At 71.0% G+C, this 15,558-nt stretch carries 13 protein-coding genes; 4 read left to right on the top strand and 9 right to left on the bottom strand.

Going from position 1 to position 15,558, the window contains the following annotated elements:
• The 3 genes from QJS33_RS15450 to QJS33_RS15440 all read right to left on the bottom strand — a co-directional run.
• Nucleotides 1-314 (bottom strand): sec-independent translocase (locus QJS33_RS15450; RefSeq protein WP_306368668.1); only part of this gene is annotated, 314 nt, incomplete at its 3' end.
• 221 nt (nucleotides 315-535) lie between these two features.
• Nucleotides 536-742: a cold-shock protein gene (locus QJS33_RS15445; protein ID WP_306368667.1), complete on the bottom strand. Its 207-nt coding sequence runs from the start codon at nucleotides 740-742 to the stop codon at nucleotides 536-538.
• A gap of 299 nt (nucleotides 743-1,041) precedes the next feature.
• Nucleotides 1,042-2,691, bottom strand: a complete 1,650-nt coding sequence (locus tag QJS33_RS15440; protein WP_306368666.1) for a dolichyl-phosphate-mannose--protein mannosyltransferase — start codon at nucleotides 2,689-2,691, stop codon at nucleotides 1,042-1,044.
• A 114-nt stretch (nucleotides 2,692-2,805) separates the two neighbouring features.
• Between QJS33_RS15440 and rsmI the strand changes: the two genes are divergently transcribed.
• Together rsmI and QJS33_RS15430 are read left to right on the top strand one after the other, a co-directional pair.
• Nucleotides 2,806-3,684, top strand: a complete 879-nt coding sequence (gene rsmI / locus QJS33_RS15435; RefSeq protein WP_306368665.1) for a 16S rRNA (cytidine(1402)-2'-O)-methyltransferase — start codon at nucleotides 2,806-2,808, stop codon at nucleotides 3,682-3,684.
• An 87-nt stretch (nucleotides 3,685-3,771) separates the two neighbouring features.
• Nucleotides 3,772-4,437, top strand: a complete 666-nt coding sequence (locus QJS33_RS15430; RefSeq protein ID WP_306368664.1) for an AIM24 family protein — start codon at nucleotides 3,772-3,774, stop codon at nucleotides 4,435-4,437.
• 76 nt (nucleotides 4,438-4,513) lie between these two features.
• Here the strand turns inward: QJS33_RS15430 and secD are convergent, their stop codons facing one another.
• Together secD and QJS33_RS15420 are read right to left on the bottom strand one after the other, a co-directional pair.
• Complete coding sequence (gene secD / locus QJS33_RS15425; protein ID WP_306368663.1) at nucleotides 4,514-7,159, bottom strand: protein translocase subunit SecD; 2,646 nt, start codon at nucleotides 7,157-7,159, stop codon at nucleotides 4,514-4,516.
• Nucleotides 7,160-7,295: 136 nt separating this feature from the next.
• Nucleotides 7,296-7,760: a hypothetical protein gene (locus QJS33_RS15420; RefSeq protein WP_306368662.1), complete on the bottom strand. Its 465-nt coding sequence runs from the start codon at nucleotides 7,758-7,760 to the stop codon at nucleotides 7,296-7,298.
• 180 nt (nucleotides 7,761-7,940) lie between these two features.
• Here QJS33_RS15420 and metG point away from each other — a divergent pair, with 180 nt between their 5' ends.
• Both metG and QJS33_RS15410 read left to right on the top strand, forming a co-directional pair.
• Nucleotides 7,941-9,761: a methionine--tRNA ligase gene (metG, locus tag QJS33_RS15415; protein ID WP_306368661.1), complete on the top strand. Its 1,821-nt coding sequence runs from the start codon at nucleotides 7,941-7,943 to the stop codon at nucleotides 9,759-9,761.
• 138 nt (nucleotides 9,762-9,899) lie between these two features.
• Complete coding sequence (locus QJS33_RS15410; RefSeq protein ID WP_306368660.1) at nucleotides 9,900-10,823, top strand: TatD family hydrolase; 924 nt, start codon at nucleotides 9,900-9,902, stop codon at nucleotides 10,821-10,823.
• Nucleotides 10,824-11,154: 331 nt separating this feature from the next.
• Here QJS33_RS15410 and rsgA read toward each other — a convergent pair whose 3' ends face one another.
• The 4 genes from rsgA to QJS33_RS15390 all read right to left on the bottom strand — a co-directional run bounded on the left by rsgA (nucleotide 11,155) and on the right by QJS33_RS15390 (nucleotide 15,114).
• The gene (gene rsgA / locus QJS33_RS15405; protein WP_306368659.1) at nucleotides 11,155-12,267 is read right to left on the bottom strand and encodes a ribosome small subunit-dependent GTPase A; all 1,113 of its coding nucleotides are present in this window, start codon (nucleotides 12,265-12,267) and stop codon (nucleotides 11,155-11,157) included.
• A gap of 217 nt (nucleotides 12,268-12,484) precedes the next feature.
• Nucleotides 12,485-13,378 (bottom strand): MHYT domain-containing protein, encoded by an 894-nt coding sequence (locus tag QJS33_RS15400; RefSeq protein ID WP_306368658.1) that lies wholly within the window; start codon nucleotides 13,376-13,378, stop codon nucleotides 12,485-12,487.
• A gap of 166 nt (nucleotides 13,379-13,544) precedes the next feature.
• Nucleotides 13,545-14,378, bottom strand: a complete 834-nt coding sequence (locus tag QJS33_RS15395) for an MHYT domain-containing protein (protein ID WP_306368657.1) — start codon at nucleotides 14,376-14,378, stop codon at nucleotides 13,545-13,547.
• Between the two features lie 187 nt (nucleotides 14,379-14,565).
• Entirely contained in the window at nucleotides 14,566-15,114 is a 549-nt protein-coding gene (locus tag QJS33_RS15390) for a TetR/AcrR family transcriptional regulator (protein WP_306368674.1), read from the bottom strand.
• Nucleotides 15,115-15,558 lie beyond the last annotated feature (444 nt).

Below are 15,558 nucleotides of genomic sequence, written 5' to 3'. Positions count from 1 at the left end.
CAGGTCGCCTCGTCGTCGAAGGGGGGACGGCGGCCGTTGAGCCGGGCGGCCGGCTTGGGCTGCGGCTCGTCCTCGCCCTCCTCCCAGAAGTGCTTCTGCACGAACCGCTTGGGGTTGAGGTCCTGGACCTCGAAGTCCTTGAACTCCGGCCCCAGGCCCTCCTTGATGTCCTTGGTGGCGGAGTTCGCCATGGTGCGCAGCTGGCGCAGCACCCGGCCCACCTGTTGAGCGGCCTTGGGGAGTTGGTCGGGACCGAAGATCAACAGCGCGAGCAGAAGGAGGACGATGAACTCTCCTCCGCTGATGTTGAACATGCACGATCCTCGTTCTCGGGATACCGACCGGCTTCAAGCAGGTTAACCGGTATCGGTGCGCTTGGGTAACCGTGCCCGGATCACAACGCGGACATCCGCGGAACACCCCGGACGCGATCGACCCCCGCCCCTGGGGAGGGACGGGGGTCGCAGAACGCCTGTGGAGGGAAACGCCCGCCTGGACGGTTCCGCCGGGTCCCCGAGGACCCGCCGCGATCTGTCTAGGCGATGGGGCGGACGTCCGCGGCCTGCGGGCCCTTGGGGCCCTGGATGACCTCGAACTCGACCCGCTGGTCCTCTTCCAGGTTCCGGAAGCCGCTCCCCGCGATCGCCGAGTAGTGCACGAACACGTCGGGCTGGCCGCCCTCGACGGCGATGAACCCGAAACCCTTTTCAGAGTTGAACCACTTCACGGTGCCCTGAGCCATGTGCTCTCCCTTGGGGACTACAACGGGGCCGCACCCTGCTGGCCCCGGGTCGCCGGGCGCCGAAGTGAAGAGAACGGTCCCCCGCTAAAGCGCCCACGTGAAGTTCCGCGAGGCGCCTCGGGCATCCATGGAAACTACAACAGCAACCAGTTGCAGACAGTACCAGGGAGGGGGGTCCCCTGCCGAGGCTTTCGGCACGGGAATCCCCCCTTGCGATCTGTCCTGTTTCGGCTACGCGAAAGCATTGATTTCTTTCCGCACTGCGACTAATGGAGAACACGCCCGTTCTCCCGCGCAGGTCACGTAAGCGCGTCGCGCCCGTAGATCCACACCCGGAACCACAACCGTTCCTCCCACAGTTCCCGGTCCAGCGGATAGGCGGCCAGCACCGGGTACAGGTAGGCGAAGTGCGCGATGATCAACAGCATCACCACGCCGAACACGACTCCGCCCAGTGCCCGCAGATATGGCGAGAACCGCGGGCTCTCCTCTCCGGCGCCCATCACCAGGCCCAGCATCAGCACGATGGCCAGCACCAGGAACGGCAGCATCGGCAGCGCGTAGAACAGGAACATGGGGCGGTCGGGGAACGCGAACCACGGCAGCCAGCCGGCGGCCACGCCCAGCAGCACGGCCCCGGCCCGCCAGTCGCGGAAGGTCACCCACCAGCCCACCAGCACGGTGAGGGCGATGATGGACAGCCACCAGATCACCGGCGTCCCCAGGGAGACGATCGAGGCCACGCAGTCGCCGCTCGGGCAGTCCACGGCCTCGCCGTTGTAGTGGAACATCACCGGCATGCGCATGATGATCCACTCCCACGGCTGGGAGATGTAGGTGTGGTCGCTGCTGAGGTTCTCGTGGAAGCCCATCATGCGCGTGTGGTAGTCCCACAGGCTCGCCAGGGCCTCCCAGGGCGCGGCCAGGAAGCCCGGCAGGAAGTCCGGGGCCAGGCCGTCGGCGTGGTCCCGGTTGTATCCGCCCCGGGTGAACAGCCAGCCCGACCAGGACACCACGTAGACGATCGCGGCCACCACCACGGTCTGCACGAACGCCGGGATCGCGTCGAAGCCGAGCCACCGCAGCCCCGGGCGGTTCTGGCCGGCGCTGCTGCGCGCCCCGTAGTCCCACGCCACGGTGAGCAGGCCGAACGCGGCGATGAAGAACAGGGCCGACCACTTGGTCCCCACCGCGAGACCGAAGCACAGCCCGGCGGCCAGCCGCCACCAGCGCATCCCCAACCAGCCGACGGAGGCCACGTCGACCCCCGCCTCGGCCAACCGCGCCAGGCGCTCCCTGGTCTTGTCCCGGTCGACCACCAGGCACGCGAACCCGGCCAGGATCCACAGGGTGAGGAAGATGTCGAGCATCGCGACGCGGCTCAGTGTGAAGTGCAGGCCGTCCAGCGCAAGGATCACACCGGCGGTGCAGCCCAACAGCACCGAGCGGGTCATCCTGGTGGCCACCCGGACCAGGATGAGGACCGAGGCGATGCCGGCCAGGACGGAGGCGAACCGCCAGGCCTCGGGGGTCATCGACTCGCCGAACGGCAGTGCCCCCCACAGCAGGTCGCCCAGTGCGATCATCCACTTGCCGACCGGTGGGTGGACGATGAAGTCGCCGGCGCCGGTGAAGATGTCCGTCGTCGCGCCGTCCTGGAGCAGGGCGTCGGCGTCGACGGGCTCCTCGACGGTCTCGTGCTCGTAGCCGTAGTTCAGGAGGCCGTAGGCGTCCTTGGCGTAGTACGTCTCGTCGAAGTAGATCCGGGCGGGCTCCCCGAAGCCGACGAACCGGAGGGCCCCGGCGAAGGCGGCGACGAGGACGGCCCCCAGCCAGGCGATCCACGCCGGGGTCGGGTCGGTGGGCAGGAACCGGGCCCGCAGGGTCGAGGGGCGTGGGGGGGCGGGTGGGGTCGACTCGACCCCGGAGGAAAGTGCGGTGGTGGTCATCTCGGCTCGTAGGTTGGGGTCGGAGAGGGTTGTGTCCCTTTGTGGACGGACCGCGAGACAGGTTTCGGGTGGCGTGATAGATGCCACCGTAGCGTGACAGGACGGGGATGAGCAGTGGTTGAGGGCGATGGCAAACGGCGGTTCGGGACCCTGACCCTGGCCGGGCTCCCCATCGGCAACATCGAGGACGCACCGCCCAGGCTGCTGCGCGTCCTGGAGGAGGCCCGGGTCATCGCCGCCGAGGACACCCGCAGGCTACGCCAGTTCGCCACCCGCGCCGGCGTGCGTCCCGGCGGTGCCGCGGGCGCCCGGGTCGTGTCCTACTACGACGCCAACGAGAGCCGCCGCACCGACGAGCTGCTCACCGACCTGCGCGAGGGCCGGGACGTCCTGGTCGTCACCGACGCGGGCATGCCCGGGGTGTCCGACCCCGGCTACCGGCTGGCCGCGGCCTGCGCGGCCGAGGGCATCCCGGTCACCGCCGTGCCCGGGCCCTCGGCGGTGACCACCGCACTGGTGGTCTCCGGCCTGCCCACCGACCGATTCTGCTTCGAGGGCTTCCCCCCGCGCAAGGGCCTGGCGGGGTACCTGGCCGAGATCGCTGCCGAGCGGCGCACGATGGTGTTCTTCGAGAGCCCGCACCGGGTGGCCGCCACCCTGGAGGCGATGGCGGAGGCGTTCGGGGCCGACCGCCGCGCGGCGGTCTGCCGCGAGCTCACCAAGACCTACGAGGAGGTGCGCCGCGGCGGACTGGCCGAGCTGGCCGCCTGGGCGGCCGAGGGCGTCAGGGGGGAGGTCTCCGTGGTGGTCGAGGGCGCCCGGCCCGCCGGCGGGGCGGCCACCGACGACGACCTGCTGGCCGCGGTGCACGCCCTGGAGGAGGAGGGCGCCCGCCGCAAGGACGCGATCACCCGGGTGGCCAAGGAGACGGGTGTGCCCAAGCGCCGTGTCTACGATCTCGTGCACGGGGTCGGCGCGCAGTCCGGCGAATGACCGGGAGCCGTCGACCCGGAACCGTTCCCGCCGGTCGGCGTCCAAACAGGTGGAGCACCGCTCACCACCAGGCACGAGGAGACCAGAATGCGCAGCCAGCTCTTCCAGCAGGCCCAGGAGATCAGCCAGCCGGGGATGCACCTCCAGAACCACAAGATGCTCCGGGTGGGCCTGAACGGGGAGATCTTCGCGCGCCAGGGCGCCATGATCGCCTACCAGGGCCAGGTGGACTTCGACTACCAGGGCGCGGGCGGCGTCGGCCGGTTCCTCAAGAAGGCGTTCACCGGCGAGGGCATGCCCCTGATGAAGGTGAGCGGCCGCGGCGACGTCTTCCTGGCCCGCGACGCCTGGGACATCCACCTCATCGACCTGGAGGGCCAGGACTCCATCACCGTCAACGGCGACAACGTGCTGGCCTTCGAACCGGGCCTGGCCTGGGACATCAAGCGCGTCCAGGGCGCGGGGATGACCGCGGGCGGGCTGTTCAACACCACGTTCACCGGGCAGGGCCGGATCGCCATCGCCTGCCACGGCACCCCGGTGCTGCTCGACATCGACCAGCCGACCTTCGTCGACACCGACTCCGCCGTCGCCTGGTCCGGTTCGCTCCAGACCGGCGTGCGCCGCACCATGAAGGCCGGTGCGCTCATCGGCCGCGGCAGCGGCGAGGCGTTCCAGCTGTCCCTGGAGGGCCGGGGCTTCGTCCTGGTGCAGGCCTCCGAGGGTGCGCCGGTCCCCGTCCAGGCGGGCTGAGCACCACGCGGGGAGGGCCCCCGGGGACGTCGTCCCCGGGGGCCCTCCCGTGTTCTCCCCCGCAAGCGGGGAAGCGCTAGACGACGGCGCCGTCGTCGGCCTCGCGGGCCGCCTTGGCGGCGACGCGCTGCTTGGCCTTGCGCTCCTTGATGACGTGCGGCGGCGGGGTCCTGTCCCACTGCTGGAGCCACGCGGCCAGCGGGACGGCGACGAACACCGTCGACGCGACACCCGTGGTCAGACCGATCAGCATCGCGATGGAGAAGTCCTGGAGCGAGGACCCGCCGAGGAAGGTCAGGAAGCCCAGGATGATCCATCCGCCGACGGTCGTGTTGACGGTACGGGGCAGGGTGTTGATGATCGCCCGGTTGGCGATCTCCGTGAACGACGACTTGTCGTCGCGGGCCCACTCGTCGCGGACGCGGTCGAACACCACGACCGTGTCGTTGACGGTGAAGCCGATGACGCTCAGGATCGCGGCGAGGAACACGCCGTCGATGGGCTTGCCCAGCCAGATGAACAGACCGATCACCAGCAGCATGTTGAACGCCAGCGACAGCATCGTGGAGACGCCGAACGACCAGCGGAAGCGCCAGGCCAGGTAGATCATCTGGAGGGCCAGTGCCGCGCCCAGCGCGATGAGCGCCCGGTTGCGCAGCTCGTCGCCCATGCTCGGGCCGATGAGCTCGTCGCTCACCACCTCGACGCCGCCGGTCTCCTCCGCCAGCGCGTCGGTGATCGATGCCGCGTCGGTGTCGCTGAGCTGGCCGGTGCGCACGGAGATGTCGCCGTCGCCGGCCTCCTGCACCACGGCCGTGTCCGAACCGGGGAAGCCCAACCCGGAGACGAGCGCGCGGGCCTCGTCCACGCTCACCTGCTGGTCGCCGGTGATCTCGTACTCCAGGACCCGGCCGCCGGTGAACTCCACGCCCAGGTTGACGTTCTGTACGAACGGGGCGGCCAGGGCGGCCACCACCAGCACGCCCGCGACGATGAGCGCCTTGGCGCGGTGCTTCATGATGTCGGGGCTCTTCTCGACCAGCCAGGTGCGGACCGGGCCGATCCGGTCCAGGCCGCTGATGGCCGGGTGCTTGCGGATGACCGCGCGGCGCACCGCCCATTCCACGAACACGCGGGCGATGACCAGCGCCGAGAACATCGAGACGATGGTGCCGATGCTCAGGGTGACGCCGAAGCCCTGGACGGTGCCCGAGGCCAGGAAGAACAGCAGGCCGGCGGCGATCAGCGTGGTGACGTTGGTGTCGAGCACCGCGCTCCACGCCTTGCCGGTGCCCTCCACGAAGGACTTCTCCAGGCTCGGCGGCACGGCGCGGCGACGGCGGCGGGCCAGGGCGCCGCCGGTCTTGTCGCCGTCGTCGCCCTCCTTCATCCCGGACGCGCGGTTGGCCTGGTAGACCGCCTGCTGGCGCTGGTACTCCTCGCGGGCGCGCTCGAAGATCAGCACGTTGGCGTCGATGGCCATACCGATCGCGAGTACGAAGCCCGCCAGACCGGGCAGGGTGAGTGTCGCCCCCAGCGCGACCAGGGCGCCGTAGGCGATCAGGGTGTAGAACGCAAGGGCCAGCGACGCCAGGAAGCCGACCAGGCGGTAGACCAGGGTGATGTACAGGGCGGTGAAGGCGATGCCCAGGACCGCCGCGATCGCGCTGGCCTGGATGGCCTCGGCGCCCAGGGTCGGGCCGACCGTCTGGCGCTGGACCTCGGTCACCGGCAGCGGCAGGGAGCCGCCCTCGATGAGGACGGCCAGCTCGTTGGCGGACTCACGGGTGAAGGTGGGGCTGGTGATCGTGGTCTGGCCGCCGGACATGCCGACCTCGCAGCCGATCTCCGGGTTCACCTCCGGAGCGGAGATGATCTGGTTGTCCAGCACGATCGCCACCCGGCGGCGCGGGTCGCCCTGCGGGTAGCACGCGGCGTCGGCGGTCAGCTGCCGCCACTGGTCGCGGCCCTCGCCGCGGAAGCTGACGTTGACCGTCCACTGGGCGCGGTTGACGCTGTCGAGCGCGGCGTCGGCGCTGGACACCCGGTCGCCCTTGATGGCGGTCTCGCCGAGCTGGAGGTTGGTGCCGTCGGAGTCCGGGAGCGTCACGACGACGTCCTCGGGGTTCTCGGCGCTGGGACCGGTCTGGCCGGGCTGCTGGCCCTGGCCGCCGCCCATGCCGCTGAGCAGCTCCTGGAGCTCCTCGTCGGTCATCTCGGTGTCGCCTTCGCCGCCCTCGGCGCCTTCGCCGCCTTCACCGTCCTCGGCGCCCTCCTCGGCGGGGGCCTCCTCGGTGTCCTGCGGGGCACGGGCCTCGTCGGCCTCGCCCTCGGGGGCGTTGGCGAAGTCGCCGGGCGCCTGGACGCCCTGGCCGCCGGCCTGGCCCACACCCAGCACGGGGTGGAAGGACAGCTGGGCGGTCTGGCCGACGATCTGGGCCGCCTCGGCGGGGTCCTGTACGCCGGGGAGCTCCACGATGATGCGGTTCTCACCGGAGCGGGACATGGTCGCCTCGGCCACACCGAGGCGGTCGATGCGCTGGCGCAGCACCTCGACGACCTGGTCGGTGTTCTCGGCGCTGGCCGGGGTGCCGTCGGGGCCGTCCTGGGTCTCCAGGACGATCTGGGTGCCGCCGCTCAGGTCGAGGCCCAGGCGGGGCGGGATGAACCAAGCCGCGCCGAAGGCGACGGCGATCACGAGCAGGGATACGAGGGCGCGCAACCAGCGCCCCCCCGTTCCCGTCGATGTCGATGTGGACGTGGCCAAGGGGTCGTTACCTCTCACTGCGAAAAAGCCGATGGAGATCCGGACGCGCTGCGGGCACGGATGCCGGGGGATGCGGCGTCCGGGGATGGGATCAGGACGGGGGCGCGGTGAGAGGCGGGGCCCGGGTCGGCGGCAGGTCCCGCGGAACCCCCTGCTCGGGCACCGGTTCGGTGCTCGGCGGGTCGGCGGGCCACCAGGGTTGGTCCCAGGAGGCCAGGTTCAGAACGGGGACGGGCAGGGCGTCGGGCAGGTCGCGCACCCCGGACCTGGTGTCACAGGTCGAGGGCGGCGGGCCGACGGTGACCCGGTGGTCGACGTGTCCGGCCTGCTCCACCCGGTCGTGCCCGGGTTCGTCGTCCGCCACGTGGGGGGCGCTGGCCACCCCGTAGGAGGGCAGGACCGGCAGCGCGGGTTCGCCCGCGCTGATCCCGGGCACCGAGAACACGACGAGCAGGGCCACCCCCGCCACCAGCGGGGCGGCCAGAGCACGGTGGGCCAGAGCGCGGCGGGCCCGGGCACGGGCACGGGCCAGGGCACGGGGAGCCGTGATGACCACCGCCTCAGGTCGGGGAGCGCCGCCGGGCGCCGAGTCGCATGCGTCACAATGCGCGCGTGTTCGTCCAGCAGAGCATACGGGTACCCGAGGCCCCGGGGAATCTCCCGTCCCGGGGCGCGCATCCGCGGGACCGGTGATAAGGAGTGCGTGTCAGGCCGCCGTCGGCTTTAGGCTTAGGGCATGTCGTCGAATCGCCACATCCTGACCGCGGTCGCTTGGCCTTACACCAACGGACCGCGCCACATCGGTCACGTGTCCGGCTTCGGAGTCCCCTCCGACGTCTTCTCGCGCTTCCAGCGAATGTCGGGCAACAACGTGCTGATGGTCAGCGGCACCGACGAGCACGGCACCCCGATCCAGGTCCTGGCCGACCAGGAGGGCGTCACCGCCCGCGAGCTGGCCGACCACTACAACCGGGTGATCGCCGAGGACCTGGTGGCCCTGGGCCTGTCCTACGACCTGTTCACCCGGACCACCACCGGCAACCACTACTCCGTGGTGCAGAAGCTCTTCACCACGCTGTACGACAACGGCTACGTCTTCGCGCGCACCACCAAGGGCGCCATCTCCCCGTCCACGGGGCGCACCCTGCCGGACCGCTACATCGAGGGCATCTGCCCGATCTGCGGCTACGACGGCGCGCGCGGCGACCAGTGCGACAACTGCGGCAACCAGCTGGACCCGATCGACCTCATCTCGCCGCGCTCCAAGATCAACGGCGAGACCCCGGAGTTCGTGGACAGCGAGCACTTCATGCTCGACCTGCCCGCGTTCGCCGGCGTGCTCGCGGAGTGGCTCAAGGGCAAGGAGGGCCAATGGCGCCCCAACGTCCTGAAGTTCTCCATGAACCTGCTGGACGACCTACAGCCGCGCGCGGTCACCCGTGACCTGGACTGGGGCGTGCCGATCCCGCTGGACGGGTGGAGCGACAACGCCAACAAGCGGCTGTACGTGTGGTTCGACGCGGTCATCGGCTACCTGTCCGCGTCCATCGAGTGGGCCGAGCGCACCGGTGACCCCCAGGCGTGGCGCCGCTGGTGGCAGGGGGAGGACCCGGAGTCCTTCTACTTCATGGGCAAGGACAACATCGTCTTCCACTCGGTGATCTGGCCCGCCATCCTGCTGGGTGCGAGCGGCCGGGGCGACCGGGGCGGCGACCCCGGCCCGCTGGGCGCGCTGAACGTGCCCACCGAGGTGGTCTCCAGCGAGTTCCTCACCATGGAGGGGCGCAAGTTCTCGTCCTCACGCCGCGTGGTCATCTACGTGCGCGACTTCCTGGAGCGCTACTCCGCCGACTCGCTGCGGTACTACATCATGGCCGCCGGGCCCGAGACCCAGGACACCGACTTCACCTGGGCCGAGTTCGTGCGCCGCAACAACGACGAGCTGGTGGCGGCCTGGGGCAACCTGGTCAACCGCTCCATCTCCATGGCGGCCAAGAACCTCGGTGAGATCCCCGCGGCGGGAGAGCTCACCGACGAGGACCGCCGGGTGCTGGAGGCGTCCGGGGCCGCGTTCGACACCGTCGGCGCCCGCCTGGAGCGCTCGCAGTTCAAGGCGGCGCTCCAGGAGGCGATGCGGACCGTCGCCGAGGCCAACAAGTACATCTCCGAGCAGGCCCCGTGGGCCCTGAAGAAGACCGACCCGGAGCGGATGGCCACCGTGCTGCACGTGGCGCTCCAGCTGGTCCAGGACGCCAACACCCTGCTCACGCCGTTCCTGCCGGAGTCGGCCAACAAGGTGTACGCGATGCTGGGCGGCGAGGGCACCTGGACGGGCATGCCCCGGCTGGAGACCGGCCACGACACCATCGGCGGCTCCGCCGAGAAGGTCGACTACCCGGTCATCACCGGTGACTACGCCGACAACGCCGCCCGCTGGGAGTCGGTCCCGATCGTTCCGGGCACCCCGCTGGCCCGCCCCGAGCCGCTGTTCGCCAAACTCGACCCGTCCGTCGTGGACGAGGAGCTGGCCCGCCTGGAGGGCGGCGCCGCCGAGTAGGGCGGACGGCACGAGAAGAAGTTCGGACACAGGAGAAGCACCGTGGCCGCCGGCCGTCCGCTGAGGGCGGTGGGCCACGGGTGGGACGCCGCGCCGACGGGCCGACCCGTCGGCGCGGCTCGTCGCGGAGGGAACGACATGGGCAAGCGGTCGGGAAAGGCCGTCGAGGCGCGCAACGCGCAGACGCCGCCTCCGGCACCGGAGCCGCTGCGGGTCCCGGTGGCCGACAGCCACACCCACATGGACATGCAGACCCCGGAGGTCGCCGAGATCATCGCCGCCGCCGAGGCGGTCGGGGTGACCCCGCTGCTCCAGGTGGGCGTCGACCTGCCGTCGTCGCGCTGGGCGGCGGACGTCGCGGCCGCCAACCCCGGGAAGGTGTGGGCGGCGGTCGCCCTGCACCCCAACGAGGCACCCCGCGTCGTGCACGGCGACGGCGCGGACGGTGTGGAGGTGGACGACACCGACTGGGCGGGCAAGACCCGCCGGCCCGGCGGTTTCGAGGCCCTCGCGAAGCAGCTGTCCGAGATCGACGCCCTGGCCGCCCGGCCGCAGGTGGTGGCGGTCGGAGAGACCGGCATGGACACCTTCCGCACCGGCCCGGAGGGGACGCGGGCGCAGGAGGAGTCGTTCCGCGGGCACATCGCCATCGCCAAGCGGCACGGCAAGGCCCTGATGATCCACGACCGGGAGGCGCACGAGGACGTGTTCCGGGTGCTGGAGGAGGAGGGCGCCCCGCACACGGTGGTGTTCCACTGCTTCTCCGGCGACGCGGCCATGGCCCGCCGCTGCGCGGAGCTGGGCTACTTCATGAGCTTCGCGGGCAACGTGACGTTCGCCAGCGCCGAGCCGCTGCGCGAGGCCGCGCAGGCGGCCCCGGCGGAGCTGGTGCTGGTGGAGACGGACGCGCCGTTCCTGACCCCCAAGCCCTACCGGGGCCGCCCCAACGCCCCGTACCTCATCCCGCACACGCTGCGGACGCTGGCGGAGGTCAAGGGGATGGACGAGGACGAGCTGGCGGCCGTCATCGCGGGCAACGCCAAGCGGGCCTTCGGCTTCTAGAGAAGCGCTTTCGGGGAAGACGGGGACGGGCCGACCTGTCGCACGCGACCCGCTCGACCCGCATCCGAGCCGCTTGCGCTCGGTCGGATCCTCGAACGACCTGCGCGCTGGAGAGCGTCCGCGCGGTCTGGGCGCCCGCACATCCGGCGTTCTCCGATCAGGCCGGATGAGGGAACCGTCGAGGATGAGCGGGTCAGATGCGACTCCGCACGGTCGGATGCTCATCCGATCCACTCGGCCCCTGGCCACCGCCTCGCACACTGCGCGGGCCGACTGCGAACGGGGACGGGCGCCTCCCCGGCCGGGGAGGCGCCCGCAAGCCGTCCCGGCCTCAGCGGCCGCCGCGCTTGAGACGGCCGCGTTCGCGGCCCTCCTTGGTGATGGCCTTCCACCTGCGCGTCTGCTCGGAGCGCAGCCGGGCGTCGCCCCGGGCCCGGTTCCGCTCCGACTCGCGGCGCAGCCGGTTCCACCGCTCCAGGCGGCTCAGGTCCAGCTCCCCCTCGTCGATGGCGGCGCGGACCGCGCACCCGGGTTCGGTCTCGTGGACGCAGTCCCGGAACCGGCACTGTTCGGCCAGCCCGGTGACGTCGGCGAAGGTCCGGTCCACGCCCTCGGCCTCGCCGGGGACGTCGATGCGGCGCACCCCGGGGATGTCCAGGACGACCGCCCCGTGGGGCAGCACCAGTAGCTGCCGGTGGGTGGTGGTGTGCCGCCCCCGCCTGTCGCCGCGGATCTCACCGGTGTCCATCAGGTCCTGCCCGGCCACGGCGTTGATCAGGCTGGACTTGCCCGCACCCGAGGTGCCCAGCAGCACCCAGGTGGACCCGGGTGCCATCCGCTCGGTGAGGGCGTCCAGCCCCTGGCCGGTGTGCGCGCTGACCACGTGCACCTCGATGCCGGGGGAGACCGAACGCACGAGTTCGACGACCTCGGGCAGCCGGTCCCCGGCCAGTTCGGCCTTGGTGACGGCGACGATCGGTTCGGCGCCGCCCGCCCAGACCAGGCTGAGGAACCGTTCCAGGCGGCCCACGTTGGGCCCCTGGTCGGCGGCCTCGCAGATCAGGACGCGGTCCACGTTGGCGGCGAGGACCTGGTCGTAGGAGTCCTTGGCGATGCCCTGGCGCACGAGTGTGCCGGAGCGCTCCAGCACGGCCTCCACCAGCCAGGTGTCACCCGAGCGGCGCAGGGCGACCCAGTCGCCGGTGCACGGTGCCAGGGCGGGGTCGGTCCGGGCGTCCTTGAGGACGGCGGGGGAGTGGTCGGCGGGGACCTCGCCCTCGGCGGTGCGGACCACCGAGCCGCCGCGGCGGGCGGCACTCACACGCCCGGGCACCAGGAGGTGCTCCGAGCCGTGGGAGACGGTGTCGAAGGCGGTCGCGACGCGCGGGTTCCAGCCCAGCGCGGTCAGCGGATGCGGAGGTGTGCCGGTGACAGGGGTGTTCACGGTACGGCTCTTTCTTTCGGGAAGAAGGCGAGCCGGGCACCCGGGGAATGGCCGGGTGCGCTCAGGGCTCGCGGAACGTCGGGAGGTGGGGCTCACAGGCAGGGACGTTCACAGGCATGGCACGTCCTCCTCTCCGTCTCGTTCCGCGGCGGGCGCACGCGGACCCGCCGAAACTACACTCGGCGGGCCCGCGGGGGCCAGTGGTTTTTCCGGGGTGTCAGCGGCGGCGCGTCCACACGTCGTCGGCCGGGCGGTACCGCTCGCCCGCCGCCGGCAGGGCGGGGGGCGCCGAGGCGTGGCGCGGACTGTACCCGGCGTCCCCGGGCCGGACCGCGTCGTCCGCGGGGACGGCGGCGGCGTGCTCGGGGCGGCGGCTGTAGTCGGTGCGCTCGTCCTCGACCCCCAGCAGGAGGAAGAGACTACAGATGAGCAGGAACACGAAGAGCACCACGATCATCGGCAGCAGCAGGTCGGGCACGGTGGAGCCCTCGGGGGCGCCGTATCGGGTGAACTCGGGGGCCTCGTGGTGCACGCCAGCCATCCCGGTGTAGTGCATCGAGGTGACGGCGATGCCCATCAGGACGGAGGCGCCGGCGTTGGCGCCCAGCCCCGTGACCCGGGTGGCGAACCACAGGGCGACGGTGGCCGCGACGATCGCGATGGCACAGGACGCGGCCACGTACCCGGGGTCCAGGTGCAGTTCGCCGTGGACGTTCATCGACGCGACGCCGGTGTAGTGCATGGCGATCACGCCGAAGCCCAGCAGCAGGCCGCTGAGCAGCAGCCAGATGGTCCTCCGGTTGCGCAGGCTCAGGGCGAGCGCGAAGCCCATGACCACGATGGCGATGGCGCCGCTGACGAGGGTGAGCAGTGTGTCGTAGCGGATGGCGGTGCCCGAGAGGCGGAAGCCCATCATGGCGATGAAGTGCATGGACCACACGGCCATACCGCCCAGAGCGAGGGATGCCAGGAACGTCCAGTGCCACCGGGCGAGCCCGGTGGCACGGCGGGCCCGGTGGGCGAAGGAGAGGCCGAGGAAGGAGCCGATCACCGAGACGGTGAACGCGATGGCGGGGGTCAGCCAGTCCTGGCCGAAGACATCGTCGAGCACGGGACTTCACTTTCCATGACCTGCGTCACATTGGGCGTGGGTACGGATCATAAAGTCGAAACGGCGGAAAAGCCAGGGGGTGTGCGGAAACCATGTGCCCCCGATGCGGAGGGTCACCATTGGGGGCGTGCTTTTTTCTGGCCTGTTCCCGATGTCCGAATAGGGATTAGCGGGTGCGGTTCCGGTGCGGATCGAAAACGTGACGGGGAGAATACTCTCCGCTCTTTTCGCTCTTCTCCTCCGGGGCCGCGACGCGCGGTTCCGCGGGGCGCCGGGGCGAGTCCTCCACGCCCAGCATGAGGAAGAGGCTGCACACGAGCAGCAGGACGAAGAGGCCCACCACGAGCGGCAGCAGCAGGTCCGATGAGGTGGCCCCGGCCGGGGCGGACATGTGGTGCTCCGCGCTCACGGTGGCGCTCATCCCGAACATGCCGGTGTAGTGCATGGAGGAGACGGCCACGCCCATGAGCAGCGAGGCCAGGGTGATGGCGGGCAGGCCGGCCACGCGCCGGGCGAACCACAGTGCGGCGGTGGCCGCGGCCAGGGCGATCGCCGTCGCGGCGGCCACGAACACCGGGTCGTGGTGCAGTTCGCCGTGCAGGTTCATCGAGGCCATGCCCATGTAGTGCATGGCGACGATCCCGGATCCGGCGACGGCGCCGCTGAGCAGCAGCCAGCCGGTGGTGCCGCGGCGGATGGTCAGGTACAGCGCCACTCCCATGACCAGGACGGCGACGGCGCCGCTGGCCAGCGTCAGGGCGGTGTCATAGCGGATGGGGGTGCCCGAGACCCGGAAGCCCATCATCGCGATGAAGTGCATGGACCAGACGGCGGTTCCGCCCAGGCAGACCGCGCTCACCGCCAGCCACTGAAGGCGGGCGAAGCGGCGCGTGGCGGCGCGTGACCGGGTGGCCGCCATCAGGCCGATGAAGGAGCCGATGACCGATACCGCGTAGGCGATCCCCGGAGTCCACGGCCCGTAGGTGAAGTGGTCGATCATGCCGTTCCTGCCCGTTGGTGTGGTTTTCCGATGAAAAAATCATAGAAAGCACATACGGGGGAGAAAGCCGCAGAGTATTACGTTGTCTCGTTTTCGGAGCGTTCGGTCCGGGGCGGACACCTGACCCCGTCGGGCATGTGACCGGCGGTGACCGTGATCTCCGTGACCGTTATCACCGGCCCCCGGGTCAGGCGGGATGCGGCGGGCGGCGCAGCCCCTGGAAGGCGACCGTGGCGAGGGTGTCGGCGATCTCCTCGGCCGACAGCCCGCGGTCGGGCTTGTACCACTCCACGATCGAGTTGACCATGCCGAACAGCAGCCGGGCCGCCACCGCCGGGTCGACGTCGTCGCGGATGTCCCCGTCGACGATGCCCTCGCGGACCAGGTCGGCGATCAGGTGGTCGAACTCGCGCCGCCGCTCCAGGGCGTGCTTCTCCACCTCGGTGTTGCCGCGGACCCGCAGCAGCAGCGTGACGTGCGGGAGCAGCTCCACCAGTACGCGGACGCTGCCGCGCAGGACGTGGTCGAGCCGGTCCACGGCGGGGCCGGTGACCGAGGCCTCCTCGCGGGTGACCTCGAACAGGGCGTCCATGGCCAGGTCCAGCGACCGGCGCAGCAGCTCGGTCTTGCTGGAGACGTGGTGGTAGATCGCGGACTTCGTGACGCCCAGGGCGCGCGCCAGGTCCTCCATGCTGGTCCCGTCGTAGCCGCGCTCGTTGAAGACACGGGCCGCCACGTGCAGGACGGAGTCGGCGTCGTGGCCGGGGCGTCCGGAGCGGCGCCTCCCGGAGCGCGGGGGCGCGGACTCGCCAGGGCTGGTTCGGGGCACGGTTGTCGAATCTACCTCGTGTCGTCGTTCGGTCGCGGCCCGATCGCCCGCGCGCGGGGCGCGTGTCGTGACCGTCACACGAGGGGGTCGGTCACCGAACGGTCGGTCGGTCGGGAGTCTACGGCGGATCCTGGTGCATCGGTAGAGGTGGGGGGCTCGCGGCGGCCGGTGACCGGCCCCTCGGCCGGGAGGGGGTCGGGGCGGGCGCGTGGCGGTGGGGGAGAAGCGGGTGCGGAGCCGACGCTAAGAACACGTTAAGTGGCTTGTGTCCTTTTTGTGGTGAGCGTAGTTTTTGTTCGCTTTCTTTGCCAGGAGGCGCGATCCGCCTCGAAACGAAGAAGAACGAGACTC

The sequence above is a fragment of the Nocardiopsis sp. CC223A genome, from assembly GCF_030766825.1.
Lineage (GTDB): Bacteria > Actinomycetota > Actinomycetes > Streptosporangiales > Streptosporangiaceae > Nocardiopsis.
The sequence above is the reverse complement of the archived record's forward strand: the minus strand, read 5'-3'. Positions and strand labels throughout refer to the sequence as shown.